At 42.6% G+C, this 26,351-nt stretch carries 27 protein-coding genes and 1 other RNA gene; 20 read left to right on the plus strand and 8 right to left on the minus strand.

Annotated features, from left to right (window positions below; translation table 11 throughout):
* Window positions 1-184: 184 nt before the first annotated feature.
* The 6 genes from AC3WTL_RS04090 (at window position 185) to AC3WTL_RS04115 (ending at window position 7,570) form a co-directional block, all read left to right on the plus strand.
* Complete coding sequence (locus AC3WTL_RS04090) at window positions 185-1,036, plus strand: glycerophosphodiester phosphodiesterase (protein WP_248347551.1); 852 nt, start codon at window positions 185-187, stop codon at window positions 1,034-1,036.
* Window positions 1,037-1,385: 349 nt separating this feature from the next.
* Window positions 1,386-2,648, plus strand: coding sequence for an L-lactate MFS transporter (locus tag AC3WTL_RS04095; RefSeq protein WP_197215585.1), 1,263 nt, complete (start codon window positions 1,386-1,388; stop codon window positions 2,646-2,648).
* A 476-nt stretch (window positions 2,649-3,124) separates the two neighbouring features.
* A complete protein-coding gene (locus tag AC3WTL_RS04100; protein ID WP_492369068.1) occupies window positions 3,125-5,485 on the plus strand; it encodes an FdhF/YdeP family oxidoreductase in 2,361 nt (786 codons plus the stop codon).
* A 584-nt stretch (window positions 5,486-6,069) separates the two neighbouring features.
* Window positions 6,070-6,951: a LysM peptidoglycan-binding domain-containing protein gene (locus AC3WTL_RS04105; protein WP_492369069.1), complete on the plus strand. Its 882-nt coding sequence runs from the start codon at window positions 6,070-6,072 to the stop codon at window positions 6,949-6,951.
* A gap of 109 nt (window positions 6,952-7,060) precedes the next feature.
* Window positions 7,061-7,237: a hypothetical protein gene (locus AC3WTL_RS04110; RefSeq protein WP_492369070.1), complete on the plus strand. Its 177-nt coding sequence runs from the start codon at window positions 7,061-7,063 to the stop codon at window positions 7,235-7,237.
* Window positions 7,238-7,570 (plus strand): hypothetical protein, encoded by a 333-nt coding sequence (locus AC3WTL_RS04115; RefSeq protein ID WP_492369071.1) that lies wholly within the window; start codon window positions 7,238-7,240, stop codon window positions 7,568-7,570.
* A gap of 15 nt (window positions 7,571-7,585) precedes the next feature.
* Here the strand turns inward: AC3WTL_RS04115 and AC3WTL_RS04120 are convergent, their stop codons facing one another.
* Complete coding sequence (locus AC3WTL_RS04120) at window positions 7,586-8,083, minus strand: CBO0543 family protein (RefSeq protein WP_250800386.1); 498 nt, start codon at window positions 8,081-8,083, stop codon at window positions 7,586-7,588.
* A 310-nt stretch (window positions 8,084-8,393) separates the two neighbouring features.
* Between AC3WTL_RS04120 and AC3WTL_RS04125 the strand changes: the two genes are divergently transcribed.
* The 3 genes from AC3WTL_RS04125 (at window position 8,394) to AC3WTL_RS04135 (ending at window position 9,751) form a co-directional block, all read left to right on the plus strand.
* Window positions 8,394-8,570, plus strand: a complete 177-nt coding sequence (locus tag AC3WTL_RS04125; protein ID WP_241746690.1) for a hypothetical protein — start codon at window positions 8,394-8,396, stop codon at window positions 8,568-8,570.
* 183 nt (window positions 8,571-8,753) lie between these two features.
* Window positions 8,754-8,949: non-coding RNA, 6S RNA (gene ssrS / locus AC3WTL_RS04130), on the plus strand.
* A 91-nt stretch (window positions 8,950-9,040) separates the two neighbouring features.
* Window positions 9,041-9,751 carry a polysaccharide deacetylase family protein gene (locus AC3WTL_RS04135; RefSeq protein ID WP_492369072.1) on the plus strand — a complete coding sequence of 237 codons (711 nt, stop codon included), beginning with the start codon at window positions 9,041-9,043 and terminating at the stop codon, window positions 9,749-9,751.
* A 16-nt stretch (window positions 9,752-9,767) separates the two neighbouring features.
* Here AC3WTL_RS04135 and AC3WTL_RS04140 read toward each other — a convergent pair whose 3' ends face one another.
* Window positions 9,768-10,043, minus strand: coding sequence for a YqhV family protein (locus AC3WTL_RS04140; RefSeq protein ID WP_197249802.1), 276 nt, complete (start codon window positions 10,041-10,043; stop codon window positions 9,768-9,770).
* 342 nt (window positions 10,044-10,385) lie between these two features.
* On the opposite strand from AC3WTL_RS04140, the gene AC3WTL_RS04145 reads away from it, so the two are divergent.
* Window positions 10,386-11,084: a class I SAM-dependent methyltransferase gene (locus AC3WTL_RS04145; protein WP_226618126.1), complete on the plus strand. Its 699-nt coding sequence runs from the start codon at window positions 10,386-10,388 to the stop codon at window positions 11,082-11,084.
* Window positions 11,085-11,099: 15 nt separating this feature from the next.
* Window positions 11,100-11,627 (plus strand): GrpB family protein, encoded by a 528-nt coding sequence (locus AC3WTL_RS04150; protein WP_492369073.1) that lies wholly within the window; start codon window positions 11,100-11,102, stop codon window positions 11,625-11,627.
* A gap of 641 nt (window positions 11,628-12,268) precedes the next feature.
* Here the strand turns inward: AC3WTL_RS04150 and AC3WTL_RS04155 are convergent.
* Window positions 12,269-13,000, minus strand: a complete 732-nt coding sequence (locus AC3WTL_RS04155) for a GntR family transcriptional regulator (RefSeq protein WP_492369074.1) — start codon at window positions 12,998-13,000, stop codon at window positions 12,269-12,271.
* A 287-nt stretch (window positions 13,001-13,287) separates the two neighbouring features.
* On the opposite strand from AC3WTL_RS04155, the gene AC3WTL_RS04160 reads away from it, so the two are divergent.
* The 5 genes from AC3WTL_RS04160 (at window position 13,288) to chbG (ending at window position 17,358) form a co-directional block, all read left to right on the plus strand.
* Window positions 13,288-13,593, plus strand: coding sequence for a PTS sugar transporter subunit IIB (locus AC3WTL_RS04160; protein ID WP_492369075.1), 306 nt, complete (start codon window positions 13,288-13,290; stop codon window positions 13,591-13,593).
* A 2-nt stretch (window positions 13,594-13,595) separates the two neighbouring features.
* Window positions 13,596-14,930 carry a PTS sugar transporter subunit IIC gene (locus tag AC3WTL_RS04165; protein WP_492369076.1) on the plus strand — a complete coding sequence of 445 codons (1,335 nt, stop codon included), beginning with the start codon at window positions 13,596-13,598 and terminating at the stop codon, window positions 14,928-14,930.
* 12 nt (window positions 14,931-14,942) lie between these two features.
* The gene (locus AC3WTL_RS04170) at window positions 14,943-15,257 is read left to right on the plus strand and encodes a PTS sugar transporter subunit IIA (protein ID WP_163145215.1); all 315 of its coding nucleotides are present in this window, start codon (window positions 14,943-14,945) and stop codon (window positions 15,255-15,257) included.
* 13 nt (window positions 15,258-15,270) lie between these two features.
* On the plus strand, window positions 15,271-16,593 hold the full coding sequence (locus AC3WTL_RS04175; protein WP_492369077.1) for a 6-phospho-beta-glucosidase: 1,323 nt from the start codon (window positions 15,271-15,273) through the stop codon (window positions 16,591-16,593).
* 63 nt (window positions 16,594-16,656) lie between these two features.
* Window positions 16,657-17,358: a chitin disaccharide deacetylase gene (chbG, locus tag AC3WTL_RS04180; RefSeq protein WP_492369078.1), complete on the plus strand. Its 702-nt coding sequence runs from the start codon at window positions 16,657-16,659 to the stop codon at window positions 17,356-17,358.
* A gap of 39 nt (window positions 17,359-17,397) precedes the next feature.
* Here the strand turns inward: chbG and nagE are convergent, their stop codons facing one another.
* Window positions 17,398-18,774, minus strand: coding sequence for an N-acetylglucosamine-specific PTS transporter subunit IIBC (gene nagE, locus AC3WTL_RS04185; RefSeq protein ID WP_163145218.1), 1,377 nt, complete (start codon window positions 18,772-18,774; stop codon window positions 17,398-17,400).
* A 274-nt stretch (window positions 18,775-19,048) separates the two neighbouring features.
* Between nagE and nagB the strand changes: the two genes are divergently transcribed.
* Genes nagB through AC3WTL_RS04200 form a run of 3 tightly spaced genes read left to right on the plus strand, consistent with a single transcriptional unit; the run spans window position 19,049 to window position 20,725 of the window.
* A complete protein-coding gene (gene nagB / locus AC3WTL_RS04190) occupies window positions 19,049-19,786 on the plus strand; it encodes a glucosamine-6-phosphate deaminase (protein ID WP_492369377.1) in 738 nt (245 codons plus the stop codon).
* 14 nt (window positions 19,787-19,800) lie between these two features.
* Window positions 19,801-20,538, plus strand: coding sequence for an SIS domain-containing protein (locus AC3WTL_RS04195; protein WP_197249812.1), 738 nt, complete (start codon window positions 19,801-19,803; stop codon window positions 20,536-20,538).
* A gap of 4 nt (window positions 20,539-20,542) precedes the next feature.
* Entirely contained in the window at window positions 20,543-20,725 is a 183-nt protein-coding gene (locus AC3WTL_RS04200) for an aspartyl-phosphate phosphatase Spo0E family protein (protein WP_241746691.1), read from the plus strand.
* Window positions 20,726-21,009: 284 nt separating this feature from the next.
* Here AC3WTL_RS04200 and AC3WTL_RS04205 read toward each other — a convergent pair whose 3' ends face one another.
* The 4 genes from AC3WTL_RS04205 to AC3WTL_RS04220 all read right to left on the minus strand — a co-directional run bounded on the left by AC3WTL_RS04205 (window position 21,010) and on the right by AC3WTL_RS04220 (window position 25,493).
* On the minus strand, window positions 21,010-22,950 hold the full coding sequence (locus AC3WTL_RS04205) for an FtsX-like permease family protein (RefSeq protein ID WP_492369079.1): 1,941 nt from the start codon (window positions 22,948-22,950) through the stop codon (window positions 21,010-21,012).
* On the minus strand, window positions 22,940-23,701 hold the full coding sequence (locus AC3WTL_RS04210) for an ABC transporter ATP-binding protein (RefSeq protein WP_197249814.1): 762 nt from the start codon (window positions 23,699-23,701) through the stop codon (window positions 22,940-22,942). Before AC3WTL_RS04210 ends, AC3WTL_RS04205 begins: the two co-directional genes overlap by 11 nt.
* 99 nt (window positions 23,702-23,800) lie before the next feature.
* Window positions 23,801-24,805, minus strand: coding sequence for a sensor histidine kinase (locus tag AC3WTL_RS04215; RefSeq protein ID WP_197249815.1), 1,005 nt, complete (start codon window positions 24,803-24,805; stop codon window positions 23,801-23,803).
* Window positions 24,798-25,493, minus strand: coding sequence for a response regulator transcription factor (locus AC3WTL_RS04220; protein ID WP_222500573.1), 696 nt, complete (start codon window positions 25,491-25,493; stop codon window positions 24,798-24,800). Before AC3WTL_RS04220 ends, AC3WTL_RS04215 begins: the two co-directional genes overlap by 8 nt.
* A 111-nt stretch (window positions 25,494-25,604) precedes the next feature.
* Between AC3WTL_RS04220 and AC3WTL_RS04225 the strand changes: the two genes are divergently transcribed.
* Window positions 25,605-26,321 (plus strand): sulfite exporter TauE/SafE family protein, encoded by a 717-nt coding sequence (locus tag AC3WTL_RS04225; RefSeq protein WP_492369080.1) that lies wholly within the window; start codon window positions 25,605-25,607, stop codon window positions 26,319-26,321.
* The last annotated feature ends 30 nt before the right edge of the window (window positions 26,322-26,351 follow it).

Below are 26,351 nucleotides of genomic sequence, written 5' to 3' on the forward strand. Positions count from 1 at the left end.
GATTCGACAAAACTTATAAAAAGATTACAAGTTTCTACAATGGTGAATGTGACCCATTCAGAAAGGCTTGTATTAATATTCCTGTAATCTATTATTCTCCCAGGTTTTACATAATATTAGAACAGGGTTAATATTTCGTCACTATTCTTAATGTGTAAACCATTATAGATAGGGGACGGAGACATTGAAGAAGAAAATGATTTCGGTTATTGGTGCGGCAGTTATTGGGCTAAATGCGTTTGGAGGAGGTGCGGCGCTGGCTAAAGACATGCATAGGGACATTGTAAATGTGTCACATCGCGGGGCTTCTGCTTATGCACCTGAGCATACAATCGCTGCATATGACATGGGCGAGAAAATGCATGGGGATTATATTGAATTGGATTTGCAGATGACAAAGGATGGGCATCTCATTGCGATGCACGACGTGACGCTAGACCGGACGACAGATGGAACAGGATCCGTAAAGGATTATACTTTAAATGAAATAAAGCAGCTTGATGCAGGCAGCTGGTTTAACGAGAAGTACCCGTATGCTTCAAAAGCGGAATACGAAGGCTTAAAGGTGCCGACACTTGAAGAGGTTTTCAAGAAGTTTGGAAAAAACAACAGCTATTACATTGAAACAAAATCACCGGATGTTTATCCCGGCATGGAAAAAGAACTGCTCCGTCTGGTTGAAAAGTATAAGATTAATAAAGATAAACTGCTCGTCCAGTCATTCAGCCCTCAAAGTCTTAAAGTGATGAATGAATTGGACCCTGCTATTAAACTTGTACAATTAATTTCATATAAAGCAAACGCAGAAATAACTGATGAAGAGATTATGGAAATAAAGCAGTACGCGATGGGCATTGGTCCTAACCATACGTATTTAAATGAGGAATATGTTCAAAAGGTTGTGAACAGCGGTCTTGAACTGCATCCGTATACTGTCAACGACAAGGAAAGAATGAAGCAGCTGATCAATTGGGGAGTAACCGGTATGTTCACAAACCATCCGGATTTGCTTCATGATGTGAAAAAAGGGAGATAAATAGAAGAACACCGGGACCTGCTATTAGTATTTAAACCAACACCAGCATAGTGAAAAATTGCTAAAAGGGCTTGAACATGTTATTTCAAAGTGATATGATTTTTATTAGTTCAAAAATCTGTCACATTTTGATTTGAGATAGCGAACCTGTCGTCGGTTAAAATGCCATCAGATTCTATTAGATTAACAGTTGGTCCTTTAAGCAGCGCATCCTGCTTGATACTAACCGTCAATCCTTCTTCAGCATACCCCAATACGGGAATGCGGGAGAGATTGGCGGTTTTTTTGTTTCAGGAAACCATCTTGAAACCGCTTTACAAAGGTACAAGTATTACGAGGGGGAAAAAGAGTGAAAAAGACAAAAAATCGGTGGCTGATTGCCGCCTCGGCCGTAGGGATTCATATCTCCATCGGTTCGGTTTACGCCTGGAGCAACTTTACCAATCCATTGATTGAGCAGTTTGGCTGGTCATCAAAGGAAGTACAGCTGACCTTCAGTTTGGCGATTCTATTTCTGGGATTGTCAGCAGCATTTCTTGGCCACTTTGTTGAAAAGCATGGACCAAAAAAGGCTGGTCTTCTGGCAGCAGGATTTTTCGGGGCCGGCATGCTTGGAGCCGGATTGGCCGTAAATATGGGTTCATTGCCATTTTTGTACATAACCTATGGCGTTCTTGGGGGAATTGGTTTAGGGGTAGGCTATATTGCACCTGTATCCACACTGGTAAAATGGTTCCCTGACCGCCGCGGATTTGCAACTGGCCTGGCCATCATGGGATTTGGCTTTGCTGCAGCGGTAGCGAGCCCTGTCATGGATGGTCTGATTAAATCTGTTGGTACTGCTAACACGTTCTTTATTTTAGGTGCAGCATACTTGATTATTATGACATTATCATCTTTATACCTAGAAAAGCCGCCTGAAGGCTGGGCACCTGAAGGCATGAAGGAAAAAGCTGCAGCCGGAAAAATCAAAATCAAACAGGATTTAGCACAGTTAACGGCGAATGAAGCAGTAAAGACAACCCGATTCTATTATTTATGGTTCATGCTGTTCATTAATGTAACGTGCGGAATTGCGATTTTATCTGCTGCAAAGCCGCTGGCACAGGAAAGCATAGGCCTGACAACGGCAGAAGCAGCCACCCTTGTAGGAGTGCTTGGCATCTTTAATGGACTGGGCCGTCTTGCATGGGCATCCATTTCTGACTATATTGGCCGCCCGAACACGTATACGATTTTCTTCGTATCACAGATCGCCCTATTCCTTTTGCTGCCGATCACAAAAGAAGCGATTCTTTTCCAGATTATGCTTGCTGTTGTGTACACCATGTATGGCGGAGGATTCTCATCCATCCCGGCATTTATCGGCGACGTTTTTGGAACGAAGCAGCTTGGCGCCATTCACGGCTACATCCTTACAGCCTGGGCAGCAGCTGGTCTTGCAGGCCCGATGTTTGCAGCATGGATGAAGGATTCAACAGGAAGCTATGCTTCAAGTCTGACAAGCTTTGCCGGACTTTTTGTGTTGGCACTCATTGTGTCAATCCTAATCCGTTTTGATATGAAAAAATTGCGCAGGCAAAATGAAGCAAATGATCGTTTGGCAAGTTAAATTTTAATAATAACAGCATTCAAGATAGATAGTGTCTAGCTCCAGCGCCTAGCCCCTCGGGTCATAAGCCAAATCACTCCAGAAATCAGGACAAGGAACGCTTCGTCAGCGATACATCGCCCGACCCAAGCTTGCTTAGGGAGGTTTCCTGCGTGATTCGTCTTATACCTGTCGGACTTGCACAGGATGTGCTGGCTTCAACGTTCGCCACAGGACGTGGCGGTTTTTAGTTGAAGTTCATCTGAGCAAGGCGCTTCCGCTTTTCTATTGGTATGGCACTTGGCAGCGACCCTGCTAAAGACTAACCGCCGCAGAAATCAGCATCTAGTATTTAGAGGCTTTTTGCGGCGGTTTTTTATGAAAAAAGGGAAAATTTAATCCATTTACCCATATACAATAATTAATGCAACTTAACCATTGAGAATTAAGAGATTCAGGATCTCTATTAAATAGAAAAAGATAAAGGAGTGTTTCAGATGGGAAAAACAAAACATCCAGGACCTCAGAATAAAAAGGCCATGCCGGATCCAAAGCATTGGGTGAGTCCGATTCCGTTCGGGCTTGGCAAAATAAAGCCAAAGCATATGAGGGATACAGCAAAAATCCTATGGGAAAACAAAGATAATATTGGCTATGCCACAAATATACTGACAAAAGGTGTCTGCGACGGCTGTGCGCTTGGCGTTTCCGGTCTTTATGACCAGACGCTTAAAGGACCGCATGTTTGTACAACACGTTTAAATGTTCTTCGTTTAAACACAGCCGGTGCGATTAAACCGGACATTTTGCATGCTGATATTGATGAGCTGCGCAAATATGACAGCACGGAGCTTCGCAAGCTCGGCCGCATCCCTTATCCGATGATCCGCAGAAAAGGGGAGCGCAAATTCTCCCGGATCACTTGGGATGATGCGATGAACATGATTGCTGAAAAAATGAAGGTGCTCGATCCAAAGCAGTATGCGTTCTACCTGACGAGCCGCGGAATTACGAATGAATCCTATTATGTGGCCGCAAAAGCTGCCCGCTTCCTGGGAACGAATCATATCGATAATGCAAGCCGCATTTGCCATTCTCCTTCTAAAACCGCGTTGAAGCGTTCCATTGGAGTAGGTGCTTCCACAGCCAACTACCTTGACTGGATCGGAACGGATGTCCTTTTATTCTGGGGAAGCGTGGCTTCCAACAGCTCGCCTGTATCATCCAAATATATGCTTGAAGCGAAAAAGAACGGCACAAAAATTATTGTCGTTAATCCATATAAAGAGCCGGCGATGGACAAATACTGGATTCCATCAAACCCTGAATCAGCTTTATTCGGCACAAAAATCGCTGATGACTTTTATCAGGTCAACATCGGCGGAGACATTGCCTTTATGCACGGCATCATGAAGCATTGGTTTGACATGGAGAAAGCGGAGCGCGGTTCTGCCATCAACCATAATTTTGTAAACGAGCATGTGAATGGCTACGAGGATTTGAAAAAGAAAGTGAAAGAGCAGTCATGGGAAGATATTATTAAATCTTCCGGTGTAACGAAAGATCGTATCATTGAGCTTGCGGAACTGCTTGCGAACAGCAAAAATGCTGTCTATGCATGGGCTCTTGGCCTGACCATGCATTCCTTTGCGACAGATAATATCTCACAGGTTGCGAATCTTGCGCTGCTTCGCGGCCATCTGGGCCGAAAGCATAATGGTTTGATGCCATTCCGCGGCCATTCATCTGTACAGGGAAGCGGTGAAATGGGTGCCGATCCATTCGTATTGCCTGGCGGTGACTTTTATGGAGACAATTTTACCCGCATTCAAAATCTTTGGGGCTTTGAGCTTGAGAAATGGCAGGGTGATATTGTCGGGATGACACTGGAGAATATTCTGCTGCCTGAAGACCATGAACGGAAAATCAAGCTTTACTATCTATCAGGCGGTAACTTCCTTGAGACAATGCCAGATCCTGATTTTATCGAAAAAGCTCTTTCTGAACTGGATATCCGCGTTCACCAGGATATTATTTTAAATACGTCTACCCTTGTTGATGCAAAAGAAGCGGTAATCGTGCTGCCTGCTAAAACAAGGTACGAGCAGGAGGGCGGCGGTACCTCCACTTCAACGGAGAGAATGGTGTACTTCAGTCCTGAAATTGAAGGAAATAAAAACAAGATTGAAGAGGCACGCGAAGAGTGGAAAATTTATATCGATCTGGCGAAACGCGTTAAGCCTGAAACTGCCCATCTTGTTGATTTTAAAGATGCACAGGAAATCCGGGATGAAATTGCAGTGGCGAATCCTAATTATGATGGCATCCAGCATCTGAAAAAAGCAGGGGATGTCTTCCAATGGGGCGGAGCATGGCTTTGCGAGGACGGCATTTGCCCGACTCCGGATGGAAAAGGCACACTGATTACGGTCGATATTCCTGACCTTGGCAAAAAAGAAGGCCAGTTCATCGTCACATCCCGCCGCGGCAAGCAGTTCAATTCCATGGTCTACAAAGAAGTGGACCCGCTGAATGGTGCCGGTAGATATGATGTATTAATGAATGCTGAAGATGGAAAAGACTTAAGTATTGCAGAAGGTGAAGGCATCGTCCTTTACAACGGATTCGGTGTCTTCCAGGGCAGAGCTAAATTCGTCGATATCGCCCGCGGCAACGTCGAAGTCCATTTTCCTGAAGGAAACTTCCTATTACCAAGAGGCCGCTACGAAAAATTCGCTGGTATCCCTGACTATAACATCACAGTTACCCTCGAAAAAGCGGACCGCTACAATGCCCGCAAAGACGTGGAATATAACGAAAAACACATCGCTGAAGATGAAATTGATGCACCAGCATAAAAGGAGGGAGATGGCTTTTGGGCCATCTCTTTTCTATGATTGAAAGAGTGATTTTGAGAGGATATGGGGATTAACGGCCAAATTGAATATCATTCAACGAAATTAGGATTGAATCCGGATGAATAACGCCGAAAAGAGACCTGTCTCAGGAAGAATGGTAGTTAATCAGAAGGAATAATATCGAAAAGAGCGTGGTCTCTGAGAAAATGGTAGTTAATTAGAGGGAATAACGCCGAAAATGAGCGAGCCACCAGGAAAATGGGAGTTAATCTGAAGGAATAAAGCCGAAAATGAGCGAGCCACCAGGAAAATGGGAGTTAATCCAAAGGAATAAAGCCGAAAATGAGCGAGCCACCAGGAAAATGGGAGTTAATCCGAAGGAATAAAGCCGAAAATGAGCGAGCCACCAGGAAAATGGTAGTTAATCCGAAGGAATAAAGCCGAAAATGAGCGAGCCACTAGGAAAATGGGAGTTAATCCGAAAAGTGAACAGCCCCAAGAAACGTCTGCCCAATTTCTAAAATAGGCTCGTCCCTCTGCGACATCCATTATTTCCCTTCGTCATATATAATGAGGTGAAAATAATGAAGAAAATTAAACACGCAATTGCAGCAGGCGTCATATCTCTGGCAGTTATTTTTTCAGGGGGATCAGTTTTAGCGGACCACAGCGGAGATAAAGAAATAGCTGTGGTGAAAAAAGGGGATACAATCTATTCCCTGTCTAAGAAGCATCATCTGAATGTGACGCAGATTAAGGAGCTGAATGATTTAACAGGTACGACCATCTATCCCGGTCAGCGTCTCATTTTATCCGGGGAGGAAGCTGGATACCATAAGATTATTGCCGGTTCTTTCAGTAAAAAAGAGAATGCGGAAAAGCGGGCAGCATTGCTGAAGAAAAAAGAAATCCCTGCCGCAATTAGCACGGCTGTCATTGATGGCAAAACCTATTACCGTGTGCAGGCAGGTGCTTTTAAGGACAGGAGGAATGCTGTGAATGGGCTGGAGACAGTCAAAAAAGAAGGAATTAAAGATGCCTTCATTCTTTCCAGCGGTGAGCTTCAAATTTTTGGCTTAAAGCCTGGAGATGCCTATGATGACATCATATCGAGAATGGGAAAGCCAAAAAAGACTGAGACTCAGCTCAATATTAAAACGCTTTACTACCAGGCTGATGGTGCCGGTGTAAGGGCAACCTTAAATATGAAGGATGGTACAATTGGCAGTCTTGCTGTATATCCGGAATATTTAAGCCCGCGTATGTTACCTGCTCTTCCCTTTACGAAGGCCGAAGTTGTTAAAATGTATGGAGATGCTAACAAGACAAAAACGGTCACTTGTTACGAATCAGCCAAGTGTGAAGAGTTAACCTACCAGCTTGATCATTTCGAACTCAAAGTACGGATTGACAGGGATCAAACCACTGTTCAGGTTCTTGAAATAACCGATCTATCTTATCGATAATACTATTTGGAGGCCTCCTGAGCCTCCGTTCTTTTTTTGAAGGAATATTCTTCCTTTTGAAGAATACCTATATAGCTGGGTATTATTTACCAAATCAGGAGGGAAGGTTATGGAACAAAGAAAATGGACACCGATAAAGGAAATGGACGGATCAAATACGCTTGTTTGGGGTGATAAGCCGGAAGTGCTGCCTGAACAGGCATTTATCTCACTGACAAGAGGGGAAGGATTAAATCCCATTCAATTGTTTATTAATCAGGTGCTTACATTATTGGTAATGAATTAGATGAAAAAAGCACCGGGTCTAATCTATGCTGAACTAAATGGCGAACTAATGAAATGGAAGGGAAACGGGCAGACCATGTCCGTATGGGACGGAAAGATGATGCCGAAATTCCGTAATCACAATACACATGGTTTTGCGATGAGATTTTTTACTTGGATCATCCATCGGAAAAACACAAAAAACTACTATCTTACATATTCTGCAAATGAGACAATCCCCACCGTTCCTGAGGTGAGAGATATCTTAAGAAAATACGGCAAGTTTTATGAAGGAGGTGTTCTTGCCAGGAAGGCTGGACCGCCAAAATTTGAGAAAGATAAGAAGTCTTCATAAAGAAACCAGCTCCAATTATTGTTTTGGAGCCGGAATTTTTTGCTTTTCTGAAGAATTACTAATCAATCCCATTATTCCGCGCGTCATCAGGAAAGTCGCCAATATAGATACGAAGCTATAATAGGAATTCCATGATTTCTTATATTTGATTAACTGTGTGTGTTTTTCAAGAAAATGCTCTGCGATTGCCGATGGAACACTAAAAATCAGGGACTTCAGCAGGATGCCCTTTAGTCCGCTATTTTGGGTCTGCTGATTAAAATAAACACACGTGACAGGAAAAATGATATAGCTGAATAGTACACTGACATCAAACGTTTTAAACAGATTAACCGGGTACTTGAGATAGCCTTTTCGCACTAAGAGATTATCTAAGAAGGTGGCAATATAGCTTTTCAAAAAGAACACGATAAGCCAGTCTTTTATAGGAGGCTTTCTGACCAGATGAAAAAAAGCCCCAATTCCGAAAATAAACAGGCTGCGCAGCAGATTTCGTTCAAACTTTCGTCCCAATTGCAATTTCTCCTTTGTAACCTGGTGTATCTAAAAAATCAGGTTAAGGCTTTAGTATAACTTTAATGCATTCCTCTGTTTTCGGATCAAATGCTTCATAACCATGCTTTCAGAACTTCATGTGTTTGCATTGTTTCATGGTAGCCAAGGCCTAACTCGTCCATAATTACCCCTCCTTTTAACTGTTAATGTTTCTTCTTTCAGCTGCTTTATGCGTAATTCACAGTGCCTGGCAGAAGAAATAAATACCACAGGTTTCGAAAGTGGGATATGAGCAAAATGAGTATATAAATGTATGGGAGGATTATTTATGATGAGTGAAATGGGTTTGCATGAAACATTGGAGCTTCATGAGCTTCTGGTTTTTAAAAACCTGTGTCTCATTAAATCGGTAGCTATGGGCGGAATGTCTGATCAGGTAATTGCAACGGATTTTTTTCTCCGCGAAAGCGGGCATCCGGAATATTGCATTTGCCCTTACAGGTAGAAACTCATGAAAAAATAACTAATGACATGATCAGCAGGGGAACCTATTATCCGCATAAAAAAACAGCTGGAAACGGATATGAAAATTACTGAAACCGCATTGAAGCTAAGTGAAAAGAGTTAATTGGTCTAGACAGGAAAAAACTTCTATTGAATCCTCGTGTAAATTATATTATTATAATAAAACAAGCTGCATTGTACGTAATCATACTAAAGTTTTAACCTTTAAGCTGAAATAGGGAGTTTAACATCGGAACAGGAATGACAAGCCTCTGTCTATAAGACAAGGAGGACAGGCAGGAATGTTTCTGCGAACACCCACTTTGAGGAGTGGTGGTTTAAAACTTTCTTATCACAGTTACGGCAAAAGCGGCTACATACTTATGTTATCAAACCAGTTTCCAATCGGGGGCTGGTTTTTTTACATATTTAAATTATAATTACTCTGTAACTAAAGCATCAGGAGGAAAAATGAAAAAACTGCTTAAAATTATATTATGGATCATCTTGCTATTAGGAATTGCCTTTTTGCTCTTTGAAGTATCGAAGTCCAGGAACTTTCAGTTTTTCGGCGGCCTTGTTAATAAAGCAGATACAGAGGACAAAGTCGCAGCCATGACTTTTGATGATGGACCTGGCGTTAATACCGATGAAATCTTAACGATTTTACGGGAAGAGGATGTTAAAGCCACTTTCTATTTAACAGGAAAAGAGATTGAACATCATATGAAAGATGCGAAAAAAATTGTGGGAGAAGGGCATGAAATCGGCAATCATTCCTACTCTCATTCCCGTATGGTATTAAAATCTCCCACTTTTATCAAAGAAGAAATTGAGAAAACAGATGATTTAATCAGGCAGACAGGCTATGAAGGAGAAATTCATTTTCGCCCTCCATACGGGAAAAAGTTATTTCTCCTGCCTTACTACTTGTCTAAACAGGAGCGAAAGACGGTATTGTGGAATATCGAGCCTGAAAGTTTTCCGGACATAGAAGGGGATGCAGATAAAATCACGGAGTATGTGGCGGAAAATATAGAACCAGGCTCCATCATTCTTCTTCATGTCATGTATGAAAGCCGGGAAGAGTCTCTGAAATCTGTTAAGAAAATAATTGCTTCATTAAAAGAGCAAGGATACCAAATGACCACCGTTTCGGACTTGCTGAAACATCAAAAATAGAGCTGTCTATACAGCTCTATCTCCCTTTTACCCCATACAGAATGCAGCCAACCCCGCAAAGCACCCATAAGATCTTGCTTAATGAAACTTTATCCGCCATTCCGGTCAATCCAATGACTGTCGTCAAGAGAAGCACAGGCGGTCCAATAAGGGCCAGTGAACTATTCATAACCAATGCTTTTTCGATATCATTCATTTTTAAGATTAATAGTGCAACAAAAATTTCAATGCTCCCGGAAATAAGGCGCAGAATGGCCATACCTAGAATCGCTTTATCAAGAAAAAGAAACATCACGTACCTCCTAAACCTTCTTGTCGTCATTATATGAGAGCTGACCGAAATGAAGGACAAGTTTTCAAAAGAAAATATTTCATAAGTATTACAAATATTACGAATTGCGATGATTGGATGTTTTTCCAGAATCCTCAGAATGCTCCTGGAAGTATTTCTCTTTGCTTTAAGACTTAGGTATTTCTTAGACTATAAAACTTAAAAATACCCCCTTGCAGGATTTCCAGATGGAAGAATAATGCAAAATCAGCTGATCGTTTTTACTTAAATAATCTATTCTTAACGCAGCTGTAATCCTTTTCCATAAGGGATTCAGTAAAATAAAAGTAAGGGGGAATGGCTATGGAAAAAGCTATTTTAAATCATATTGACTTATTGGAAATGCTGGATGGATTGTTAAGAGAACCAAAATTATTCTGGGAAAATTTCTACGAAGACCGGGATAAAGAGATTCCATTTTTCAAAGTGAAAGGGCCGGATGAAAATCTGTCTGAGTATATTCAAAATGGCATGCAGGCGGGGAAGGCACTCGAAATTGGATGCGGCCCAGGAAGGAATGCCATTTTTCTGGCGAAGAATGGGGTACAGGTGGATGCTATCGATTTTTCCGAAAGGGCGGTCAAATGGGCAGGTGAAAGAGCAAATGAAGCACAGGTAAAAATTAATTTTGAATGTGTATCTCTATTCGACTTTCATTTTGAACCTCAAAGCTATGATTTTATTTATGACAGCGGCATGTTTCATCACCTTCCGCCCCACAGAAGGCTTACATACCTGGAAATAATCAAAGCGGCACTCAATCCTGGTGGAAAATTTGGATTGGTATGTTTTAATCCGGATGGAGCACTTCCCACGCAGGACTGGGAGGTGTATCGTATCGGCAGCCTAAAGGGAGGCATCGGATACACGGAGGAACGATTGAAAGAGATCTTTCAAGATGACTTTCATTTTCTGGAGCTTAGAACGATGAAAAAAATACAGCAGCCCAGTGATCTATTTGGGGAAGATTTTTTATGGACGTGTTTGATGAGCTTAAAATAAATTCAGGAGGAGAACATGACAAGGAAAGTGACTGTTACCTGCTATAATCCTGATTGGAAATTTAAATTTCAAAGTGAGTCAGAGTTAATCAAGACCATTTTTCAAGAAGAAATTCTGGCCATTCACCATATTGGGAGCACATCGGTTCCTGGTCTGGCAGCTAAGCCCGTCATTGATATATTGCCTGTCGTAATAGATATTGAGAGGGTTGACCGCTTTAATACGGAAATGATTTCACTGGGTTTTGAGCCCCGTGGAGAAAACGGACTGCCTGGCCGGCGGTATTTTCAGAAAGGGGGAAATCTGCGGACACACCATGTCCATATCTATGAAAAAGGGAGTCCTGAAATCACGCGCCATCTTGCTTTTCGTGATTACCTAAGAGCAAACGGAGAAGACGCAAAACAATATGGAACCTTAAAATTGGAGTTAGCGAAACAGTTTCCCTTTGACATAGATTCCTATATAAAAGGGAAGGAAGCACTTGTGCAGGAAATTGAGATGAAGGCAATAGATTGGTACAAAAAGAAGCATTCATTCTAGGTTGAATAGTTAATTTTATACTTTCTTTGGACTGAAAGAGGTAATTTGTTTTTAATAGATTGCAGACCCGGGGCAACTTCGGACTCAGAAAAAGGAAATCGTCCCCTTAGAGTCCGAACCCAGGTCAACTTCGGACATAGAAAAGGGAAAACACACACGTAGAGTCCGAACCCGGGTCAGCTTCGGACACAAAAAAGGAAAAATGTGCCCGCAGAGTCCGAACCCGGGGCAACTTCGGACACAGAAAAGGGAAAACGCACACGCAGAGTCCGAACCCGGGCAATTTCGGACACAGAAAAGGGAAAAGGGCCACGCAGAGTCCGAACCCGGTGCAACTTCGGACATAGAAAAGGGAAAACACGCCCTTAGAGTCCGAACCCAGGTCAACTTCGGACACAAAAAAGAGAAAACGCCCCCTTAGAGTCCGAACCCGGGCCAACTTCGGACACAAAAAAAGAAAAACACGCCCTTAGAGTCCGAACCCGGGTCAACTTCGGACACAGAAAAGGGAAAACGCACACGCAGAGTCCGAACCCGCCGCTGCAAAAACAAGAAGAAGCAAAAATCTACCGCCTAGCCCTAATCCCAGGTAACAGCACCATAGTGCAGCCCCAATCTAAGCAGCTAGCATTAACAATCCCTTACTCATAATTCCGTTCAATAATGAAATGAGCATAATCCCCGCGGAACATCGTTTTGGAATACTCGATTAAGCTTCCGTCTTCAATATGGGCATAGGTCTCAAGCGAGAAACACGGTGTTTCAGGTTTGATGTTTAGCAGTTCACTAATTTCTTCTTCAGGGAACCCTATTTCTAAATGCTCCACTGTCTTTTGGATTTTTAATCTGTATTGATTCTGCAGCAAATGGTATAAGGATTTTTCACAGGCCTCCCGGTTCAAGCTGGGGGTCTTTTTCCACGGCAGGAAGGCTTTTTCATATTGAATTGGTTCTTCATCAGCAAACCTGATTCGTTCGAGAACATTAACCGGGTCGCCTTCTGACAGGTCAAAGACTTCTGCTAAGAAGGAGTCGGCAGGGATGACTTCCAGGTTTATGACTTTTATGAGCGGGTTCTTTCCCTGCATCGCCATTTGCTTTGAAAAGTTTTCCACTGTAGAGGTCAGGCGCTGCTTCACTTTATTGCTTGATACAAATGTGCCTCTGCCTTGCTGGCGATAAATATGGCCTTCTATGCTCAGCTGCTGGAGTGCTGTTCTAATAGTCGTCCGGCTGACTCCGTATTTTTCACAAAACTCCGCTTCTGTCGGCAATTTGGTATCCGGTTTGTATTCACCGTTTCTGATAAGTTCAAGAATGCTTTCTTTAACCTTTAAGTGCAGGGCGCTTTCCTCGGCAAAACCGTCTTTCATTCCCGTTCCTCCTACTCTGTTCTTCTATCTATTATTCCATAGAATATATTGTCATATCAATTATAAAATAATTTGTAATAACAAATTTTAAAAATGTATTGAAAAATAGAATATTTGTAATTACAATTAATTTCAAGCATAAGGTATTAAAAGGAGGTGATGACTTCAAAAAAGAAATATCTTTGAATTAAATTGACTGAATAATCTGTTTTATTGATGGTACTATTAAGTTAAGCAATTATTTTATTTTTTTGAGATCGCTTACAGAAAAAAAAAGGGGGGTAATCATGAATATTTTGTTGTGCTGTTCGGCTGGAATGTCTACAAGTCTCCTGGTGACAAAGATGAAAGCTAGCGCTGAAAGCCAGGGGATCGACTGTAAAATCTGGGCTGTTGGCAACGGGGAGGTTCGAAGCCATATTGATTCGGCAGATGTCCTGCTGCTGGGACCGCAGATTCGATTTATGACCGAGCAATTAAAGAAGGAGGCAGGAGGCAGAATTTCGGTAGCTCCCATAAACCCGATGCATTATGGCTTATGTAATGGCGAGGAAGTATTAAAGCAGGCTATCTCATTGATAAAGGGTGAATAGTGATGATGACATTTATTGAGAAATATATCATGCCTTATGCTGTGAAATTCGGCAATAACAGGCATTTGCTTGCTATCCGGGATGCCTTGATCGGGATGATCGCCATCACAATGGTGGGATCGTTTGCTGTTCTATTTAATAATTTGGGGGAAATCATTAAGCCGTACGGCAGACTCATGGAAAGTATTTTCGGCGAATCCTGGAAAACACTTGGCGGAGATATCTGGTGGGGCACCTTTGCCTTCTTAACCATATTCGCTGTATTTGGCATATCCCACAGGCTTGCCAAATCGTATGGGGATGATGGATTCGAGGCGATGCTGGTTGCCGCAGCCTGCTTCTTCCTCTTAATCCCTCAGGTAGGCCAGGTGCCGGATGCGGAAGGTGCCTGGGGCTTCATTGGCTATGGATACTTTAATGCAACGGCTTTATTTACTGGAATTGTGGTGGCACTTCTTGCGACCGAATTATTTATCCGTCTGACCAGGGTAAAAGCCTTCATTATCAAACTGCCGGACGGAGTTCCACCAGCCGTTGCAGGGGCTTTTGCCAAACTGGTGCCGGGCATGCTGACGATTTTCCTATTTGGAGTGGCAGGCCTTCTGTTCAGAAAAATGACAAATGGTGAATTTTTGAATGACTGGCTGAATACAACCCTTGTAGCACCTTTGACAAATGCTGCCGATTCACTGCCATTTGCGATCCTTATAGTCTTTCTGGTACATGGTTTTTGGTCGGTTGGCCTTCATGGACCAAATATTCTTGGGGGTGTTACAACGCCTTTATTTACATCTCTTGGAACCAAAAATACAGATTTATATGCTCAGGGAGTGACGGATCTTGATAAGTATGCCATTCTCGCAGGGCCATTTCTGGATGCCTTCGTATATCTGGGCGGCTCAGGAGCAACTCTCGGACTTATCATTTCCATGTTTATTGCAGGACGTAAGCGGCATAAGCAGCTGCTTGCATTAGGAACGCCGCCTGGTATTTTTCAAATCAATGAACCATTATTATTCGGGCTTCCAATTGTGTTAAATCCAATCTGGCTGATTCCGTTTATTTCAGCACCAGTCATCATGACGGCAGTAGCGTATCTGGCTATTAAATGGGGCCTTGTTTATCCAGTGGTTGTGGCAAGCATCCCTTGGGTGACGCCTGCAGGAATTGGCGGCTATCTTGCAACAGGAGGACATATCTCCGGTGCAGTGCTGGCACTTGTGAATTTAGCCATTTCCATTGTCATTTACCTGCCATTTGTCTATATAACAGGGAAAATGGATGAAAAGAAACTGAAGCAGGTGCAGCCGGAACAAACACCAACAATTCAAGGTTAGGCGGGTTAAAGAATGGATAAAGAAAAGCTTTATCAAATTTCATTTCAGCTTATTTTGCACAGCGGGAATGCCAGAAGTCTCGCTATGGAATCCATCCGGGAAGCAAAGGCAGGCAAGTTCGATGCGGCGGAAGCTAAAATCCGGGAAGCCGAGGAGGAATTTGTGCTGGCACACAGACATCAAACGGAGTTAATTCAGGGCGAAGCTTCCGGAGCTCAATTCGATCTGCCCATCATTCTTGTCCATGCCCAGGATCATTTGATGAATGCACTCACTGTCAAAGACATGGCACAGGAATTCATCGACCTATACAAGAAACTAGACTAAGAGAGGTAACAGAATGGCACAGCAACCAGATAGTATAAAGATTGCCGTGATCGGCGGAGGTTCAAGCTATACACCTGAATTAATTGAAGGATTTATCAAAAGACATCAGGAATTGCCTGTCAGGGAAATTTGGCTTGTGGATGTGGAGGAAGGACGAAATAAGCTCGAGATTGTAGGGCAATTAGCGAAACGGATGGTTGAAAAAGCCGGTGTTCCCATAGAGATTCAGCTTACATTGGATAGGAAAAAAGCGCTTAAGGGTGCCGACTTTGTTACAACCCAATTCCGTGTAGGACTTTTGGCTGCAAGAGCGAAGGACGAGAGAATTCCGCTGAAATATGGAGTGCTGGGCCAGGAAACCAATGGACCGGGGGGGTTTTTCAAGGCCCTCCGAACCATTCCAGTCATTATGGAGATCTGCCGTGAAATGGAAGAGTTGTGTCCAAATGCATGGCTCATCAATTTTACCAATCCAGCAGGGATAATTACAGAAGCAGTCATGCGATACAGCAGCATCAAAAAAGTGGTTGGTTTATGCAATGTGCCGATTGGAATGGAGATGGGGGCAGCACAGTTAATGAATGTGGACCACAGCAGAGTAAGGATTGATTTTGCCGGACTCAATCACCTTGTCTATGGACTTGATGTCTATGTCGATGGAGTGAGCGTCAAGGAAGAGCTGCTGAAAAAGCTTACAGACAAAGAAAAATCAATCACAATGAAGAACATCCATGCGATGGGATGGGAACCGGAATTCCTGCAGGCATTAAATGTGCTTCCTTGTCCTTACCATAATTACTACTATAAGACCCGTGAAATGGTGGAAAAAGAAATTAAATCAGCTTCAGAAGGCGGTACACGGGCTGAAGTGGTTAAAATGCTGGAGGATGAGCTGTTTCAGTTATATCAGAATCCAGATCTTGCTGAAAAGCCTTCCCAGCTTGAAAAAAGGGGAGGCGCTTATTATAGTGATGCGGCATGCAGACTCATTCATTCGATATATACAGATAAAAGGGATATACAGCCGGTTAACACCCGGAATAGTGGTGCTATTGCAGGCCTTCCGTCAGATTCAGCCGTGGAAGTCAGCTGCATTATAACGAAGGATGGGCCAAAGCCGTTAGCGATCGGAGAACTTCCAGTTTCAGTCAGGGGACTGGTTCAATCTATTAAATCCTTTGAAAGGGTGACCATAGAAGCGGCCTTGACTGGTGATTATAATACTGCTCTGCTCGCACTGACAATAAATCCGCTGGTGAGTTCCGACAAAATAGCGAAAAAAATACTTGATGAAATGCTCGAAGCCCATCGTTGCTATTTGCCGCAATTTCAATAAAATTTTGCAGGGCAGCATTATTTTCAGGCTGCCTTGCATCTATTTAACCGGAGGCCTCTAAATATGATAAAACTCATCGTCAATGCAGATGATTTTGGATATAGTCCCGGCGTGAATTATGGAATTTTGCACAGCTATTTATATGGAATTGTCAATTCCGCCACCATGATGATGAATATGGCCGGAACCAGGCAGGCCCTGGCTATGGCTAAACAATATCCGGGGTTACGAACTGGCGTTCATTTAGTCCTCACAAGCGGGAAGCCGTTATTAACAGATTTAGTGACCTTAACTAATAAAGATGGGTACTTTAGATCTCAGGGGGATTTAGAGGGAATCTCTCTTGAAGAATTGGAACTGGAGTGGTCTGCACAAATTGACCGTTTTATCGGGGCTGGTCTTACGCCTTCCCATTTGGATAGCCATCATCACGTTCATACACGCGAAGAGTTTCTCCCAGTAGTTCAGAGCCTGTCCAATAAATACGGTCTCCCCTTCAGAGTCAATGGCAATTTTGCGCTTGAAGGGGTCAAAAGCCATACGGACAGGTGCTTATTCGATTTTTACGGAGATGGCATTCAGGAAGACTATTTCAGCACGCTGGCAGAAAAGGCTGAAGACGGGGAAACAGTGGAAGTCATGTGCCATCCGGCATTTGCAGATCAATTGCTTATGGAGGGGTCTTCTTATAATTTAATGCGCTTAAAGGAACTCAGAATACTATGCTCTGCAAAACTTCCGTCTAATATAAAACTGATATATTAAAAAAACAGTGTCCGTCTCGGGACACTGTTTTTTAGTCAATTACTTCTTTATTTTCTTCATCTCATCTGCAACAAACTCAACGTCTGTTCCAACAATGATCTGCAGGTTCGTTTTGCTTAATTTCATGATTCCTTTAGCACCATGTGCCTTCAGTGCGCTTTCCTTCACTTTTTCCATATCCGCAATGTTTAAGCGCAGGCGTGTCGCACAGTTATCAATAGAAGTAATGTTGTCAGCACCGCCAATATCTTTAATAAAATGGCTTGCCATAACTTCATACTTGCTGTTGCCCGTTGAGACTGGTTCATCTTCATCTTCCACGATATCTTCGTCCTCTTCACGCCCTGGCGTTTTCAGGTCTAATGCTTTAATTAGTGCATAGAAGATAACGAAGTACAGAATAGCGTAGATGACGCCAATTCCCAACAGCAGCAGCGGCTTTTCAGCGATATTAAAGTTCAGTGCAAAATCGAGTGCTCCTGCTGAGAATGTGAAGCCATCTCGTATGCCCAGTAAGGATGTTACCCACATGGAAACCCCGGTTAAGATGGCATGCACTCCATATAAAAGAGGTGCGATGAACATAAAGGAGAACTCGATCGGCTCTGTAATACCAGTCAGGAATGAAGTCAGCGCAAGACCGATGAACATTCCGGATACCGCTTTTCTTTTTTCAGGCTTAGCAGTTGCAATGATCGCAAAAGCTGCAGCCGGCAGACCGAACATCATCACAGGGAAGAATCCAGTCATGTAAGCTCCTGCTGAGGGATCTCCTGCAAAGAAGCGGGCAATATCTCCATTAACTCCTTCAAATTCGCCGAACTGGAACCAGAATAAACTGTTCAATACATGGTGCAGACCCAAAGGTATTAAAAGACGGTTCATAAAGCCGAATAGTCCTGAACCTAAAGCGCCAAGACCAATAATCCAATTGCCCAGTGCATCGATTGCGCCCTGGATAGGAGGCCAGGCAAAACCAGCAATTGCAGCCAGAAGAATCATAGTGACGGAAGTGATAATCGGAACGAAGCGTCGTCCGCTAAAGAATCCGAGCCAGTCCGGAAGCTTAATATCATGGAAGCGGTTATACAATAAACCAGCAATAATACCAGCAATAATTCCGCCCAGTACTCCCATATTTATATTTTCATCGATGGCAATTGCACCCTCGGTCAGCACCAGAAAACCGATGGCGCCGGAAAGGGCAGCAGCCCCGTTATTATCCTTCGCAAATCCCATCGCAACCCCAATGGCAAAAATAAGTGCCAGGTTCGCGAAAATAGCATTGCCGGCATTCGCGATGAACGGAATACCCAATAAATCATCCTGTCCAAAGCGGAGCAATAGACCAGCGGCAGGCAGGACGGCAATCGGAAGCATTAATGCCTTACCAATTCTCTGTAGAAATCCTAACATATTGATCTCTCCTTAATAAAAATAATGAATAAGAAAGCGTTTTACTAAACTGTCGTAATCATACCAAAATATAAATATAGTTGTCTATACCATTTTTAAAAGAAAAAATTTATATACTTTTTAAAATTAGGTTTAACAGTGACTAAATTGGTATAGACAACTATACTTTAAGGTGTTACGATATAATGTATAAATGGGTTTATTTTATTCCAATATTTTGCCTTCTATAGTGCAAATATATACTTAATCAGCTTATTGCAGGGAGGAACTCATGATGGAGATTATTAAAGTAAACAACTATGAAGAAATGAGTAAAACCGCAGCAGAATACATCACCAGGAAGGTATGCCAATTTCCTGAAGCTACACTCGGATTGGCAACCGGGAGTACACCTGTGGGAACATATAAACGTTTGATTGAAGATCACCGGGATAACGGAACATCATATAAAAAGGTGACAACCTTTAATTTGGATGAGTATATCGGCCTTTCTGGAGAAAACCCGCAAAGCTACCGATATTTTATGGATTCTCAATTGTTTAACCATCTCGATATTCTTAAGAAAAACACTTTTGTCCCAAGCGGTACGGCCGAGGATATGGAAGCAGAATGCCGAAATTATGAAAGTAAGCTTAAAAACCATGGCGGCATTGATCTGCAAATTTTGGGCATCGGCAATAATGGGCACATTGGCTTTAATGAGCCAGGCACGCCGTTTTCATCTAAAACTCATATTGTTGATTTAGCAGATTCCACTATTAAAGCCAATGCAAGGTTTTTTAATACGATCGGAGAGGTGCCGACCCAAGCCATTACCATGGGAATCGCTACGATCTTACAGAGCAGGGAGATCCTCCTGCTTGCTTCAGGTGAAGCTAAAGCCGATGCGATTGGGCAGCTTCTTGGAAATGGACTTAATGAGCAGTTTCCTGCATCAGTATTAAGGAATCATCCGAATGTAAAAGTGATTGCAGATAAAGCAGCACTAAGCGCATCCAAAGTCAGGGTATAAATGGGGTAGGAAGTATGCTGGAGAATTATCTGAATGACATAAAAGATTTATTGTCCCTTGTGGAAAAAGAGGAGGGACAAAAACTGAAGAAAGCAGCCCGTGCAGTGGCTGAATGTATCCAAAACCATGGAATTATTCACGTGTTTGGCTGCGGGCATTCTCATATGCTCGGAGAAGAGCTGTTTTACCGTGCAGGGGGTCTTGCCCCCATTAAACCCATTTTTGTGGAGGACTTAATGCTGCATAAGGGTGCAGTCCGTTCTTCTTCCTTGGAAAAGGAAAATGATTATGCCGGGGGATTTATGGAGAATGCTGATATCCGGCCGAATGATGTTGTGATTGTGGCATCCACTTCAGGCCGGAATCCAGTACCGGTGGATGTAGCTGAAATTTCAAAAGCCAGCGGGGCATTCGTGATAGGAATTACTTCCCCGCGCTATGCTGAAACTCAATTCTCCCGCCATAAACACGGAAAGTATCTGTTTTCATCAGTGGACCTGACGATTGACAACCATATCGAGCCAGGAGACGCATTGATGCAGCATTCATCAATGGGGATTAGTTTCGGCTCCGCCTCATCTATTATTGGCTTTGCGATTGTAAACAGCCTAATGGTGGAAGCAGTGGAAGTGATGGTTGAAAACGGGTTCGAACCGCCTATTTTTAAAAGTGGAAATGTAGATGGAGCAGATCAGCATAACCGTGAGCTGGTGAAAAAATATAAATCCCGAATTCCGCTTCTGGAAGGATAACGGAATGGATTTATCAAAGGCGATTGAACTGACCAGGCAGGCAATGATTGAAAGCATATATTCTAAGGGGCTAACAGATGTAGAGACCTTGAAATTAAGCCAGGAACTGGATAAGTTAATTGTTGAATCACAGCGATTGAAACGAGAGGCTAAAAAATTGGACCCTTATGAGGTTATTTGCAAATAGGTATGAAGAAATTGCAAATAAATAAGATAATTTGCAAATAGCGTGAGTAAACCTGCAAATAAATTGGAAAACTTGCAAATAGAATGGGAAGACTGCAAATAAAAAGAAATTCTAAAAACAAGGAGAGACCATTTTGCAACTAAATGCTGTAATTTGCAAATAAACTAGGAAAACTTGCAAATAGACGCAGAAAACCCGCAAATAGCCTCTGCCAATCGATAACGAAGCCAAATTCCAACACATAAAAACCGCTCAGGCCATCATACCTGAGCGGTTTTTCCGTCCTATAGTGCATCTTTTATCACTTTTTTCGAATAGATCACAGAGAGTATTCCGAAAATCGAATAAAGCACCGTATAAAGCGCCATTACCAGGATCATCGGCATCCAAAGCTCGCTGCCGAAGAAGAACCATCCGGATTTTACAGCAAAATAGCTGTGGATAAGGCCGACCACCAGCGGAATTCCAAAGTTGAATGCCATTTTGGATCGTATTCCGCGCAGCAGGTCTCCTTGTGTAAAACCTAGTTTCCGCAGGATTTTGTAATTTGGCTTTTCATCCTCACTCTGATCCATTTGCTTGAAATAAAGGATGCAGCCCGAAGTGACCAGGAAGGTCAAGCCAAGAAAACCGACAATAAACATACCAAGCCCCATATTCATTTTCTGCCTTTTGCTCATTTCCATCTGGGACTCGGCACCTACGCTGAATTCCATATCCTTAAAAAGTGCATTCGCCTTTTCGACATCGCTGTCCTTTTTCATATCCACACCGATGAAAAGTGAATGCACCAGCTGGATCTCTGGATCAAGGTCAGCTTTCAGCTCGCCATATACCTTTTCATCCACAATGGCCACTGGCAGTCCGCCAGATGTAAAATAAAACGGAATGACAAAGTCTTTATTCAATCCTAAATATTTTTGTTCAATGGCTTTTGTTTTTCCTTTGAACTCAAGCTTTCCTGAGTCCTTGAGCGTCATGAACTTCTCCAGTGCATCGTTATATCCTGTCAGAACAGTTTCTTTCGGAGAAACCTCCACGCCGGAAATGGACTTTTCGCTTACAACAGGCAGGTGCATGCTTGGCGAATCAAAACCCATTTCGTCCAGATTAACATCCAGGATGTCCTTCATATCGGCTTCCACCTGTAATACTTCAATGGTTTGATCCTTATAGTCTAATCCATTTTCTTCAAGCCTATCCGCAAACTTATCTGCATCCTCCCGGCTTGTGAATGAAAAGTGGGAAGGAAGACTGTCCTGGGCTGATTTTTCCGCTGAGTAGTAGGAAATATAGCTTAATGACAGCAGCCCGATCGCAAGGGCGGACACAGTTGTAATGATCGTTAAAAGCAGGGCACTCGACTTCATGCGGAACATGATGGAGGACAATGAAAGAACTTCATTAACATTCAGGTATCCATCTTTCCTTTTGCGGATCAGGCTCGCGATAAAACTTACCGATCCTTTGTAGAAAAGATAGGTTCCAATGATAACGGAAGCAAGAATGACGACCATCGCGAAGAACAGCTCGTTCATGGATGTGAAATCCCCGCCAAATAATAGGGAAGAGATGTAATAGCCGGCAATGATCAAGGCTAAACCAAGCACCCCCATGATCATTTCCCAAATGGACAGCTTTTTCACTTTTCCCTCGGCAACGGAAACCACCCTGAATAAAGATAGAATGGTTTGCCTCTTGATAAAAACAAAGTTCATCAGCATGATGAAAATATAAATAACCGTAAAGACGATGACAGTCTGCAAAAGTGCCTCACTTGAAAAGTGCAAGGAAGCAATTCCTTCAACACCTGTCAATTTAAAAAGGACCATCAGTATTAACTTTGAAACTGAAAAGCCAACAAAGATCCCAATGATCAAGGACCCAAAATACAGCATAAGATTTTCCAGGCTAAGCAATCTGAAAATCTCATTCTTGGTCATTCCGATCAGCTGAAACAGCCCGATTTCCTTGCTTCGCCTTTTGATAAAAATCGTGTTGGCGTACAGAAGAAAGATTGAAACAATCGCAACGAGCAGAATGGAGGCCGTTTTGATGGCAGCCGCGCCTTTAATCGAACCCTTTGCTTCAGACATGGAGGGATCATATTGCAGGGTGACAAAGGCAAAATAGAGCGCGACACTGAAAATGAGCGCGAAAACATAGAGATAATAATGTTTCAGGTTCTTTTTCAGATTTCGGAGGATGATGGTATTAATGCTCATGCTGCACACCGCCCAAAACGCCTTGTGTCTTCATAATATCATTGAAAAAAGCCTGTCTTGATTGATCACCTTTATTCAGCTGCGTATAAACCTGACCATCCTTGATGAAAATAACCCGGCTGCAGAAGCTTGCCGCCACAGGATCATGGGTAACCATGATGATGGTTGCTTTCCTTTTCTGATTTAAATCACTTAACTTATTTAACAAGTCTGAGGCTGACTTCGAATCCAGCGCACCTGTCGGCTCGTCAGCGAAAATAATGCTTGGCTCATGAATAAACGCACGAGCTGCAGAAGTGCGCTGCTTTTGCCCGCCGGAAATTTCGTTCGGATATTTATCTTTTAATTCTAAAATCCCAAGCTCAGCCGCAACAGCTGCAAACTTCTCATCTGCCTCTTTTTTTGGTGTTTTGCTGATGGAAAGCGGAAGAAGGATATTTTCCTTCACTGTCAATGTATCCAGGAGATTATATTCCTGAAAAATAAATCCGAGATGCCTCTTGCGGAACTCAGCGAGCTGTTTTTCCTTCAGTCTTGTCATTTCCTTTCCTTCAATGTTGATTTGCCCGCCGCTTACACTGTCAATAGACGAGAGCACATTGAGAAGTGTGGTCTTCCCTGAACCGGAAGCGCCCATAATGCTTACAAATTCACCCGTTTCAATTTTCATATCAATTCCTTTTAATACTTCCTGCCTATTAAATTTATTGCCGTAGCTTTTATGAATCTTTTTGGCTTCAAGTACAGTCATGTGTAACCATCCTTTCTTTTATAGCTTAATTATAGAAGGGTACGTCTATGTAAATCCTTCGATTGGACGAACAAACAGCAAAAGCATGTGACATTTTTGTCACATGCCTGTTATGCTGACGAAATCATTTCTGGTAGGGAAGACAAGGGTCATGATGGTGCCTTTGCCTAAAACAGACTCCACAAGGATTTTTATTTTTAGCTGGTCTGCGGCTTTTTTGGCTAAATACAACCCCATGCCTGTTGCTGCGTTTTCATGATGATTTGCAGTAGATGTGAACCCCTTCTCAAAGATCCGCGTCAGATCTCTCTGATCAATTCCTCTGCCAAAATCTTGAATCCTTAAGGATATTTTACCGTCATGTGTGGAGCTTGAAATCAAAATGTCAGATTCCTCACTATATTTCACAGCATTAGTTAAAAGCTGGCGTATGATAAAGCTGAACCATTTGGCATCGCTCAAAGCCTCTGTTTCTTCCATTTCCATTTCAAAGCCAATGCCTTTTTGCATGCACCAGGACTGCAGAGATTTGATTTCACTGAACAGTATATCTTCGAGATGAATCATTTCAATATACAAGTCATTTTCCATCGAAGGAATTCGCTTTTGATGCAGCTGCTGATCAAGAAGAAGGTGGATGCGCAGCCATTCATATGTAAGGGCAGATTTAAGATTTTGATCCTCGATCCGGTCAATCATAAGATGCATGGCCGTCAAGGGTGTCTTGACTTCATGAATCCAGGAGAGCAATTCATCTTTTTCCTGCTCGAGCTGTGTCCAGTTCCGGGTGTACTCCTGTTTAAACCGCTCGGTTTGGCTGACCAGGCCTGACTCTATTATTTTTTCAAAAGGACTTTCAGATTCCGGTATGCTCGACAGATCTAAATTATCTTCCCGCTCAGCTATTTCTCTGTAAAACTTTGTTTCCTTTTGATAACGAATTAAAAAGAATCCAGTAAAAATGATTGAAGATAAAAAGACGTAATAAAGGAAGGGTTTAAGGGATAGGGCTGAATCGATATATACTACAAAGGCAGCAAGCACCTGAAGGAAACCAAACAGCAGGATCCAGCTTAACCGTTCCCTGATATATTTCCTAAACATGCGAGGCATCCTCTTCAATTGCTATATATCCCTGGCCGACCTTTGTTTCAATCCTTGCGCCAAGCCCAAGTTCATCAAGCTTTTTCCGCAGTCTGTTAACATTGACCGTCAGAGTATTGTCACTAATGAACCGTTTGTCATCCCATAGGCTATTAATGATCTCATCCCTGCTGACTATTTGATTTTTTCTTTCTATCAGAAGCTTTAATATGTAGATTTCATTTTTCGTTAATTCTATAGAACCACTCTCATTTGAAACGGTATTCTTTTCGAAATCAACCGCCGCACCGCACCAGGTCTTGAGATTATTCTGAACGGCACTATAGTTATAGACACGCCTGAGGATTGCCTGTATTTTGGCAATCAGGACTTCGAAGTGAAAGGGTTTTTGGACAAAATCGTCAGCGCCAAGCTGCATGGACATGACCTGGTCTGTGGGGTGATCGCGCGATGACAGGAAAATGATCGGCACATTCGAGTGTGAACGGATCATCCGGCACCAATGAAACCCGTCGAACTTAGGAAGCTGGATATCAATAATGACCAAATCTGGCTGAATGCCGGCAAACTCCTTCATAACATCACTGAAATCCTGAATTCCATGAACTTCATATGACCACTGGGAAAGCCGGTCTTTGATTTCAGTAAAAAGGGAGGCATCATCCTCAATTAAAAGCACTTTAAACAATTTGCTCACCACACTTTTGCATATTCCTTCCATTATTGTATAGGAAAAGCCCAAAGTCTGCCAGAATGTTTCGTGGCTGTGTTAAAATAAGGTAAAAAGCAGGTTTTTTGCATGGAAATCTTTATCTACATCCTTATTATTTTAATTGCATCCATCTTACAGACAAGCACGGGATTTGGCTTCTCAATCCTGGCCACGCCGTTTTTGCTGCTTCTTTTTGAACCTAAAGAAGCCATTCAAATCAATTTGATTTTATCTTTAATTATTTCTGCTGCCTTATTTTCAACAATCAAGAAGGATACAGACTTTGGAGTTCTGAAAAGGTTCGCAATTGGCAGTGCAGCCGGGCTGCCTATCGGTATGGGAATTTTTTTGTTTTTGGACATTTCCCGGCTGAAATTAGCTGTCAGTTTCATTATTTTGCTTTTAACACTCCTTTTGATGGCGAATTTCCGTGTGAAAGAAACAAGCCGGAGGGATTATTCAGTGGGCGGATTGTCAGGATTCATGACAACCAGCATTGGCATGCCCGGTCCTCCGCTTCTGTTGTATTTTTCAGGAACGGATACTGAAAAAGAGCGGCTTAGGGGAACTACTTTGGCTTTTTACTTGTTTATCTACTCGGCCAGTCTGGTATTTCAGATTATCTTTGCAGGGACCAATAAGACGATTTGGCTTTCAAGCTTGTATGCTTTGCCGCTGGTTCTGCTGGGTCTATATCTGGGACAAATTTTATTTGTTAAAATCAATCAGCGTTTTTTTAAGCTTTTTACATATATTATATTGATTTTCACGGGGGTTTACCTGCTGGCAGCGAGTGTGGAGTAGGAAGTAAACATGAAAAAAAGTCAGGCTAAT

The sequence above is a fragment of the Cytobacillus sp. EB106-05-05-XG126 genome (assembly GCF_058791715.1).

What these genes read in the sequence shown, in the direction of transcription:
- AC3WTL_RS04100 (WP_492369068.1), top strand. Translation starts at nt 3,125, where the DNA reads ATGGGAAAAACAAAACATCCAGGACCTCAGAATAAAAAGGCCATGCCG.
- AC3WTL_RS04105 (WP_492369069.1), top strand. Translation starts at nt 6,070, where the DNA reads ATGAAGAAAATTAAACACGCAATTGCAGCAGGCGTCATATCTCTGGCA.
- AC3WTL_RS04110 (WP_492369070.1), top strand. Translation starts at nt 7,061, where the DNA reads ATGGAACAAAGAAAATGGACACCGATAAAGGAAATGGACGGATCAAAT.
- AC3WTL_RS04115 (WP_492369071.1), top strand. Translation starts at nt 7,238, where the DNA reads ATGAAAAAAGCACCGGGTCTAATCTATGCTGAACTAAATGGCGAACTA.
- AC3WTL_RS04125 (WP_241746690.1), top strand. Translation starts at nt 8,394, where the DNA reads ATGATGAGTGAAATGGGTTTGCATGAAACATTGGAGCTTCATGAGCTT.
- AC3WTL_RS04135 (WP_492369072.1), top strand. Translation starts at nt 9,041, where the DNA reads ATGAAAAAACTGCTTAAAATTATATTATGGATCATCTTGCTATTAGGA.
- AC3WTL_RS04140 (WP_197249802.1), bottom strand. Translation starts at nt 10,043, where the DNA reads ATGTTTCTTTTTCTTGATAAAGCGATTCTAGGTATGGCCATTCTGCGC.
- AC3WTL_RS04145 (WP_226618126.1), top strand. Translation starts at nt 10,386, where the DNA reads ATGGAAAAAGCTATTTTAAATCATATTGACTTATTGGAAATGCTGGAT.
- AC3WTL_RS04150 (WP_492369073.1), top strand. Translation starts at nt 11,100, where the DNA reads ATGACAAGGAAAGTGACTGTTACCTGCTATAATCCTGATTGGAAATTT.
- AC3WTL_RS04155 (WP_492369074.1), bottom strand. Translation starts at nt 13,000, where the DNA reads ATGAAAGACGGTTTTGCCGAGGAAAGCGCCCTGCACTTAAAGGTTAAA.
- AC3WTL_RS04160 (WP_492369075.1), top strand. Translation starts at nt 13,288, where the DNA reads ATGAATATTTTGTTGTGCTGTTCGGCTGGAATGTCTACAAGTCTCCTG.
- AC3WTL_RS04165 (WP_492369076.1), top strand. Translation starts at nt 13,596, where the DNA reads ATGATGACATTTATTGAGAAATATATCATGCCTTATGCTGTGAAATTC.
- AC3WTL_RS04170 (WP_163145215.1), top strand. Translation starts at nt 14,943, where the DNA reads ATGGATAAAGAAAAGCTTTATCAAATTTCATTTCAGCTTATTTTGCAC.
- AC3WTL_RS04175 (WP_492369077.1), top strand. Translation starts at nt 15,271, where the DNA reads ATGGCACAGCAACCAGATAGTATAAAGATTGCCGTGATCGGCGGAGGT.
- chbG (WP_492369078.1), top strand. Translation starts at nt 16,657, where the DNA reads ATGATAAAACTCATCGTCAATGCAGATGATTTTGGATATAGTCCCGGC.
- nagE (WP_163145218.1), bottom strand. Translation starts at nt 18,774, where the DNA reads ATGTTAGGATTTCTACAGAGAATTGGTAAGGCATTAATGCTTCCGATT.
- nagB (WP_492369377.1), top strand. Translation starts at nt 19,049, where the DNA reads ATGGAGATTATTAAAGTAAACAACTATGAAGAAATGAGTAAAACCGCA.
- AC3WTL_RS04195 (WP_197249812.1), top strand. Translation starts at nt 19,801, where the DNA reads ATGCTGGAGAATTATCTGAATGACATAAAAGATTTATTGTCCCTTGTG.
- AC3WTL_RS04200 (WP_241746691.1), top strand. Translation starts at nt 20,543, where the DNA reads ATGGATTTATCAAAGGCGATTGAACTGACCAGGCAGGCAATGATTGAA.
- AC3WTL_RS04205 (WP_492369079.1), bottom strand. Translation starts at nt 22,950, where the DNA reads ATGAGCATTAATACCATCATCCTCCGAAATCTGAAAAAGAACCTGAAA.
- AC3WTL_RS04210 (WP_197249814.1), bottom strand. Translation starts at nt 23,701, where the DNA reads ATGACTGTACTTGAAGCCAAAAAGATTCATAAAAGCTACGGCAATAAA.
- AC3WTL_RS04215 (WP_197249815.1), bottom strand. Translation starts at nt 24,805, where the DNA reads ATGTTTAGGAAATATATCAGGGAACGGTTAAGCTGGATCCTGCTGTTT.
- AC3WTL_RS04225 (WP_492369080.1), top strand. Translation starts at nt 25,605, where the DNA reads ATGGAAATCTTTATCTACATCCTTATTATTTTAATTGCATCCATCTTA.